Source organism: Mameliella sp. AT18 (assembly GCF_028807275.1).
In the GTDB taxonomy this organism is placed as follows: Bacteria; Pseudomonadota; Alphaproteobacteria; order Rhodobacterales; family Rhodobacteraceae; genus Antarctobacter; species Antarctobacter albus.
In genome coordinates this window covers 1-7,831 of the sequence record NZ_JARAMO010000174.1, presented here as the reverse complement: position 1 = coordinate 7,831, position 7,831 = coordinate 1, and the positions used below count along the sequence as shown (strand labels likewise).

Here is a 7,831-nt window from a genome sequence, read left to right as displayed (position 1 = left end):
CAGGCGGTGGTCTTTGGCGACGGGTTCCCGCGTCGCGCGGGACGGGCCATGTTCGCCCCCGCCCGGGTGACGCCCCCGGCCGAGGTGCCCGACGACAGCTTCCCGATGATCCTGACCACGGGGCGACAGCTGGAACACTGGCACACCGGCTCGATGACCCGCCGGGCCAGCGTGCTGGACGCGGTGGAACCGGAAGCCAACTGTTCGCTGCACCCGTCGACCCTGCGCAAGCTGGGGGTCGAGCCGGGCGGCTTCGTGCGGCTGACCACGCGGCGCGGCTCGGTCGAGGTCATGGCGCGGGCCGACCGCGCGGTGGCGCCGGACATGGTTTTCCTGCCCTTCGCCTATGTCGAAGCGGCGGCCAACATCCTGACCAACCCGGCGCTGGATCCCTTCGGCAAGATCCCCGAGTTCAAGTACTCGGCAGTGCGGGTCGAGGCAGTGGAGGCCGGGGAGATCGCGGCGGAATGACGATCATGCGCACGCCTCCGGGTGTGCGCATGCTTTTCCGGGCGATCCTTGCCGCCAATACGAGATGAGGCGATTTCGGTTTTGCCCGGAAGGGCAATGATATGGGGAAAGCGGTCAGGGGCAGCCAGGCGGCACTGCAGCGGATGGTCGAAGCGACCCCGGAAAGCCTGCAACCCGCACGCCTGCCGCCGCTTCACTGGGTCTCTCCGCTGCGATCTGAGGAATACGCAGAATTTCGGGACGGCGCGGCCCTGCGCAAGCTGGGGCTGGGAGAGCATGCCCGGGCGCTGACAGAGTTTTGGCCGCGCCGGGGCCCTGTCTGGGATGGGTTGGCGTTGGCGGGTGGCGCCGTCGTTCTGGTCGAGCCCAAGGCTCATGTCACCGAGTTCCTGACCTCGCCCTCCGCCGCGACCGCGCCTGAGTCGGTGGCGCAGATCGCGTGCGCCTTGCGGCAGGTGAAGGCGGATCTTGGCGCCGATGACCGGTCTGACTGGTCCCGCGTCTTCTTTCAGTACGCCAACCGACTGGCTTTTCTCTGGTGGCTCCGGGCGCGTGGCATTGACGCGCATTGCCTCTTCGTGTCCTTTCTGGGGGACACCGAGATGGGCGGCCCCGAGCACGCGGAAACCTGGGAGGCGCTGTTTCGTGCCGCCGACCATGCCTTGGGGCTGTCGCCGCGGCACCCGCTGCGCCCGTATATCCTGCATGTCCATCCTGACCTGCGCGAACTGGAGAAACCATGACACCCGATCCCGACCGCTTCCTGTCCGATCTTCACACCCTGCGTTCCTTCGGGGCGGCGGGTGTCGGCAAGGGGGTGCAGCGGCCCGCCTATACAGAGGCGGACATTGCCGCGCGGGACTGGCTGGCCGAGCGGATGAAGGAGGCGGGGCTGGCGCCGCAGTTCGATCCGATGGGCTCGCTGTTCGGGCTGGTCGAAGGACCGTCGTTGCTGATCGGGTCGCATTCCGACAGCCAGCCCGAGGGCGGCTGGCTGGATGGGGCGCTGGGCGTCATTGCCGGTTTGGAGGTTGCGCGCGCCGCGAAAGAGGCGGGTGGGCCGCCGGTTTCTTGCGTCTCGTTCCAGGACGAGGAAGGGCGGTTCGGCGTCACCACCGGCAGCGCGGCCTGGTCGGGGGCCTTGGCACGCGACAAGGTGGACGGGCTGGTCGATCCCCAGGGCGTGACCCTGCCCGAGGCGCGGGCGGCGATGGGCGACAGGCTGGGGGACTGGATCGACCCGGCGCGGTTCACGGGGTTCCTGGAGATGCACATCGAACAAGGCCCCGTGCTGGACACAAGCGGCGAGGCAGCGGGCGTTGTTGAGGCCATCGTCGGTATCCGCGACATGGTGATCAGCTTCGAAGGTCAGCAGAACCACGCGGGCACCACGCCGATGGACCTGCGCAAGGATGCCTTTCAGGCGCTGGGCGCTTTCAACAGCCTTCTGAACGACCGGCTTCGGAACGTGGTGACCCCGGCGACGGTCTGGACCATCGGCCATGTCAGCCTGCATCCGAACGCGCATTCCATCGTGCCGGGGCGGGTGAAATTCTCGATGCAGTGGCGGGATGGCGATCCCGACCGGCTGGACCGGATGGAGGCGATCGTGCGCGAGACGGCGCAGGAAATCGCGGGCGACAGGGGGCTGGCGCTGGAGTTCGGGCCGATGCTGGGCGTGGCGCCGGTGGCGATGGACGCGGGCTTTCGCGGCGCGCTGCGCGAGGCGGCAGAAGAGACGGTGCCGGGCCGCTGGCGCGAGATGCCCTCGGGGGCGCTGCACGACGCCTCGAACATGTCGCGGATGATGCCGGCGGCGATGCTTTTCGTGCCCTCGATCGGCGGCATCAGTCACGACTTTGCCGAGGACACGGACGAGGCCGACCTTGTGCGCGGCCTGCAGGTGCTGGCAGGCGCGGCGGCGCGGATCGCCGGCTAAGACGCGGGAATTCCGGAGTATCGCCACGCCCCTGCCTGTTCTAGGCTGACCCGCAGGAGGTGCGAACATGGACCCTGTATCGCTAGGATTTTATGCCTCGGTCTGCGGGCTCTTGGGCCTTGCGGGGCCGAAACTGGGCGCGGCGCCGATCCGGCTGGGCGTCGGGGCGCTTGTCGGCGTGCTCGCGGTCAGCGTGCTGCCGCATGTGAAAACCCTTTTGGGCGTGGCAGAGGCCTATACGACGATACAGCCCTGAGGCATATCGAAAGGAGGCCCCGGGTCGCGCGCGGGGTGGGGTCATTCAGCTCCAGCTGACATCCCCCAGAAAGATATAGCCCGCGCCATAGATCGTCTTGATCAGGCGGGGATTCTTGGGGTCCTCGCGCAGCTTGGTCCGCAGGCGCGAAATCCGCACATCCATCGCCCGGTCAAAACTCTCACCCGCCGCGCCGCCAAGGGATTCCTGCATGTGGGCGCGGGTGATCAGGCGCTTGGGGCTTTCCAGGAACAGCCGCAGCACCTCGCCTTCGGCATGGCTGAAGGTGGTTTCCTCGCCGGTCTCGTCCTCGAGCGCGTAGCGGTCGAAATGCGCGGTCCAGCCGTTGAACCGCGCCGTGTCCGAGGGGGCAGAGCGGGTGCGGGTGCGCAGGCGGGCGCGAATGCGGGCCACAACCTCGGCCGGGTCGAAGGGTTTGATGATGTAGTCATCCGCCCCCAGTTCCAACCCCGTCACCCGATCCTGAACCTGCGCGCGGCCCGAGATGATGATGACCGTCGCCCCCTGTTCCAGCGCCAGCCGGTGCACCAGCGTCAGTCCGTCGCGGTCCGGCAGGCCCAGGTCGACAAGGCAGACATCCGGCGTGGTGCGGCGCAGGGCGGCCTCGAACTCTGTTGCGCGGCCAAAGGACATGGTGCGGAACCCCGCCTCTGCCAGCGCGTCGGACAGCATTTGGCGGATGGCCGGTTCGTCGTCGAGGATGGTGACAAGGGCGCTCATGGTCCGGGGGTTAGCCCATCTGCGCGGGCGCCGGAAGAGGCACAAGCCCGAGGAAACCGGCAAGGTCGGCGGCAGCGAAGGGTTTGGGCAGTACCGGGCCAAGCCGGTGCGCGCGCTGGTGCAGGGGGTGATCCGGCGGCAGAGAGGTCATGAAGCGGACGGGCAGGTGCGGCAGGCGGTCAGCCAGCGCAAGGCCCGGGCTGTCGCCCTCCAACGAGATGTCGGACAGGACAAGCGCGATGTCGGGCAGACCCTCGGCCAGGGCGCAGGCCTCATCCACCGATGCGGCCTCGACCACGGAAAACCCCAGCCCGGTCAGCATTTCGCGGATCGCCTCGCGCAGGTCGGGGCTGTCCTCGGCCAGCAGTGCAAGGCCGGTATCCGGCACGGGGGCCTGTGCCGCGCGGCGCAGCGGCAGGCGCAAAGAGACGCGCGCGCCCCGACCGGTGTTCGCCAGCCTGACCGAGCCGCCCGCCAACTTGGTCATGTCGTAAACCATCGCCAGGCCCAGCCCCGACCCCTCGCCGCCCTTGGTGGTAAAAAAAGGTTCGAGCCCGTGGCGCAGCGCGGTTTCGGAAAAGCCGGGGCCGCTGTCCTCGACCGAGAGTTCAAGCCAGGTTTCCTGAACTTCCTGTGCGCTGAGGGTGATGGTGCCCGCCTCGCCGCAGGCATCGCGGGCATTCAGCACCAGATTCAACAGCGCATCCTGCAAGAGCCCGGGATCGGCCATGTAGGCGCCACTGGTGTCGTCCCGCGTCCGCAATTCCATCCCCTCCGGCAGCGAAGGCGTGGCGAGCGTGCGCAATTCGTCAAGGAAGCCGGCCAGGGACAGCGGGCGTGGCTGCCATCCCCGCTGGCTGGTCATGTCGGCGATCCGGTCCAGCAGTCGCCCGCCCCGGCGTGCCGCCGAAAGCGTTGCAGAGATCAGCGGTTCCGCCTCCGGCCCCAGGTCCATCCGGGCCAGCCGCGACTGCATCCCCAGGATGATGGTCAAGAGGTTCGAGAAATCATGCGCCAGCCCCGAGGTCAGCTGTGCCGCGATCTCCCGGCGGCGGGTCTGCTGCAGGGCGGCGCGGGCCTGGGTTTCCTCGGTCACGTCCTGGGACAGGATGTAGACCCCCGGTTCCAGCGGATCGGGGGTAAAGGCGGCGCGGATACGACGCGAGGACATCTCGTCGTTGAATTCGAAGGTGCTTTGCCGTCCGTCCTGCGCGGCCTCCAGGTGCGGGCGCACCTTGGAATAGGCCTGCGGTCCCAGGGTTTCCGAGATATGCAGGCCAAGGATATTCGCCGGGCGACCGGGCATCACGTCGCCCAGGCGGTTGTTGGAAAAGGTATAGTGCCCGTCGGCATCGACGCGGGCGATATGGGCGGGCATCATCTGGGTCGTGGTGCGGGTGCGGGCCTCTGTCTCGACCAGTTCGCGACGCGCCTCTTCCAGCGCCTTGTTGGTGGCGGCGAGATTTCGGTTGGTGCGGGCCAGTTCCTCGGACCTTTTCAGAACCTCCTCCGACAGGAGTTCCGAGCGCGTGCGCAACAACTGTTCCTGCGCGCGGGTCTGGGTGATGTCCGTGTAGACCGTGACCCAGCCGCCCTGCGGCAGCGGCGCGCCTTCGACGCTGATGGTGCGGCCGTTGGCGCGGGTGCGCTCCATGTAATGCGGCTCAAAGGCGCGGGCGGTCTCGACGCGGTCATGAATGAAGGTTTCCGGGTCATCGACGGGGCCGTATTCGCCGCGCTCGACAAGGTGGCGGATGGTATCCTCGAACCGGGCGCCGGGCGTGGTGAGGGCATCGGGCAGATCGAACATCTGCGCAAAGGGCGCATTGCAGACCGCAAGCCGCAGGTCGCTGTCGTAGATCGTCAGGGCCTGCTGGATGAGGTTCAGCCCGGCCTGCGTGAGCGCAAGGTTTTTCATGGCCCAAGCCTAGGGCGGCGGCGGCGGCGGCGCCAGAGGGCTGCGCATCGGGACGGGCGGTCTGCCGCCCTGTAGGAATTCGTTACATTTGGGAAATCTTGCGGAAAAAGTTGACCGCAAGCTTGGGACTTGCCCAAATGAAGGCCAGAATCGCGATCAACAGCGAGCGGCCCGGACAGATGGGCACCACGAGGGATGTCGGGGGACCGGCATGGGAGGAATAGACTTGGCACATTTGGCTGAGGGCGTGGAAGGTCTGCGCTCTGTCCCGGCACTGTTGCATCGCAATGCCACCGAGTTCGGCAATGCGCCCGCCTACCGTGAAAAGGAATACGGGATCTGGCAGAGCTGGACCTGGGCGGAGACGGAAAAGGAAATCGAGGCGCTGGCCCTTGGCTTGCTGAACCTCGGCGTCAACGAGGGCGATTACGTCGCCATCATCGGGCGCAACCGTCCCACGCTGTATTGGTCGATGGTTGCCGCGCAAAGTGTCGGCGCGATCCCGGTGCCGTTGTACCAGGATGCGGTGGCCGAAGAGATGGAATACGTGCTGGGCCATTGCGGCGCGCGCTTTGCCATCGTCGCGGACCAGGAACAGGCCGACAAGGTCATCGAGGTGCAGGACGACCTGCACCAGTTCGAACACCTGATCTACGTCGATCCGCGCGGCATGCGGAAATACGAGCATTCCCACCTGCACGAATACAGCCACGTCCAGGATCAGGGACGCGCCGCGCGCGACGAATACCTGCCCGAGCTGAAGCGGCGGCGTGACCAGCTTACCTACGACGACACCTGCGTGATGCTCTACACCTCGGGCACCACGGGCAAGCCCAAGGGCGTGGTCCTGTCGAACCGCAACATCATCGAGGCGGCCAAGTCCTCGTCCGAGTTCGACCATTTGCGGCGCAGCGACAGCGTGCTGGCCTATCTGCCGATGGCCTGGGTGGGCGATTTCATCTTTTCCATCGGTCAGGCCTACTGGTGCGGCTTCTGCGTGAACTGCCCCGAGGCGCCGCAGACCATGTACGAGAACCTGCACGAGATCGGGCCGACCTATTTCTTTGCCCCACCGCGCTATTTCGAGGAGCGTATCACCGCGATCACCATCCGGATGGAAGACGCGGGCCGGGTCAAGAAATGGCTCTATGACACGTTCATGGCCCATGCGCGCAAGGTCGGGCCGCGGATCCTCGACGGCAAGCCGGTCGGGTTCATGGATCGGCTGAAATACGCATTGGGCCAGGTTCTGGTCTACGGACCTGTGCGCAACCGCGCGGGCATGACCAAGGTCCGCGTGGCCTATACGGCGGGCGAGGCGATCGGGCCGGAAATCTTCGATTTCTGGCGCTCGCTGGGGATCAACCTCAAACAGCTTTACGGTCAGACAGAGGCCAGCGTCTTCATCACCGTTCAGCCCGATGGAGAGGTGCGCTCGGATACGGTGGGTGTGCCCGCGCCGGGGGTGGAAATCCGCATCGCCGAGAATGGCGAGGTCTTTTACCGGTCGCCCGGCGCCTTCGTGGAGTACTACAAGAACCCCGAAAGCACGCGCGACACCAAGGATGCCGAAGGCTGGGTGGCCACGGGCGATGCCGGTTTCATCGAGGAAGACACCGGCCACCTGCGCATCATCGATCGGGCCAAGGACGTGGGCCAGATGGCGGATGGATCGCTGTTCGCGCCGAAATACGTCGAGAACAAGCTGAAGTTCTTTCCCAATATCCTGGAGGCGGTTGTCTTTGGCGCGGGCAAGGATCGCTGTACGGCCTTCATCAACATCGACCTGACGGCGGTGGGCAACTGGGCGGAACGCAACAACATCGCCTATGCCTCGTACCAGGAACTGGCCGGGCATCCGCAGGTGCTGGAGACGGTGCAGAAACACGTCGAGGAGGTGAACGAGAGCGTGGCGCAGGACGACATGTTGTCGGGCTGCCAGGTGCACCGTTTCCTGATCCTGCACAAGGAGCTGGACGCCGACGATGGCGAACTGACCCGGACCCGCAAGGTGCGCCGCAAGATCATCGGAGAGAAGTTCGAGGACCTGGTGACCGCTTTGTATGACGGGTCGGAGAGCGTCTACACCGAGACCGAGGTCACCTACGAGGACGGGCGCAAGGGCAAGATCAAGGCGACGCTGGAAATCCGCGACGCCAAGGTCTGGCCGGTCAAGCCCAAGGCGATGGCGGCGGAATGATGGTCGGACGCTCCCGCGCCTGCGGCGCGTATCGCCCCGCCCACCATCCCTTTGGGCGCCCTTGTCCGGGGGACGAACCAGGTGGCGGCGTATTCCTGGGTATTTTCACCAAGAAGAAGCAGGGGGCAGTCGCGTGAAAGACACCGAAGGATACGTCACCGCGGACGGGCGCCAGATTGGCGGCGTTCTGATGGAGATGAAGAACATCACGCTGAAATTCGGCGGGGTGACGGCGATTTCCGATATCTCCTTTGACGTGCATGAGGGCGAGATCCGGGCGATCATCGGGCCGAACGGGGCGGGCAA

At 66.2% G+C, this 7,831-nt stretch carries 7 protein-coding genes and 1 pseudogene; 6 read left to right on the top strand and 2 right to left on the bottom strand.

Annotated features, from left to right (window positions below):
• The 4 genes from PVW46_RS15290 to PVW46_RS15275 form a co-directional block, all read left to right on the top strand.
• The coding region (locus PVW46_RS15290) for a molybdopterin dinucleotide binding domain-containing protein (RefSeq protein ID WP_274576483.1) at positions 1 to 471 on the top strand (471 nt) is incomplete at its 5' end.
• Between the two features lie 101 nt (positions 472 to 572).
• Positions 573 to 1,214 carry a hypothetical protein gene (locus PVW46_RS15285; protein WP_069209275.1) on the top strand — a complete coding sequence of 214 codons (642 nt, stop codon included), beginning with the start codon at positions 573 to 575 and terminating at the stop codon, positions 1,212 to 1,214.
• Positions 1,211 to 2,410, top strand: a complete 1,200-nt coding sequence (locus PVW46_RS15280; protein ID WP_043136063.1) for a hydantoinase/carbamoylase family amidase — start codon at positions 1,211 to 1,213, stop codon at positions 2,408 to 2,410. The genes PVW46_RS15285 and PVW46_RS15280 overlap by 4 nt, the downstream gene beginning before the upstream one ends.
• Positions 2,411 to 2,477: 67 nt before the next feature.
• Positions 2,478 to 2,666 carry a hypothetical protein gene (locus PVW46_RS15275; RefSeq protein WP_043136065.1) on the top strand — a complete coding sequence of 63 codons (189 nt, stop codon included), beginning with the start codon at positions 2,478 to 2,480 and terminating at the stop codon, positions 2,664 to 2,666.
• Positions 2,667 to 2,711: 45 nt separating this feature from the next.
• Here PVW46_RS15275 and PVW46_RS15270 read toward each other — a convergent pair whose 3' ends face one another.
• Complete coding sequence (locus tag PVW46_RS15270) at positions 2,712 to 3,407, bottom strand: response regulator transcription factor (protein ID WP_069209274.1); 696 nt, start codon at positions 3,405 to 3,407, stop codon at positions 2,712 to 2,714.
• Between the two features lie 10 nt (positions 3,408 to 3,417).
• The gene (locus PVW46_RS15265) at positions 3,418 to 5,325 is read right to left on the bottom strand and encodes a hybrid sensor histidine kinase/response regulator (RefSeq protein ID WP_069209273.1); all 1,908 of its coding nucleotides are present in this window, start codon (positions 5,323 to 5,325) and stop codon (positions 3,418 to 3,420) included.
• 226 nt (positions 5,326 to 5,551) lie between these two features.
• Here PVW46_RS15265 and PVW46_RS15260 point away from each other — a divergent pair, with 226 nt between their 5' ends.
• Positions 5,552 to 7,525 (top strand): AMP-binding protein, encoded by a 1,974-nt coding sequence (locus PVW46_RS15260; protein ID WP_274576478.1) that lies wholly within the window; start codon positions 5,552 to 5,554, stop codon positions 7,523 to 7,525.
• Between the two features lie 133 nt (positions 7,526 to 7,658).
• Positions 7,659 to 7,831 (top strand): annotated as a pseudogene (locus tag PVW46_RS15255) (ABC transporter ATP-binding protein); the annotation flags it as partial.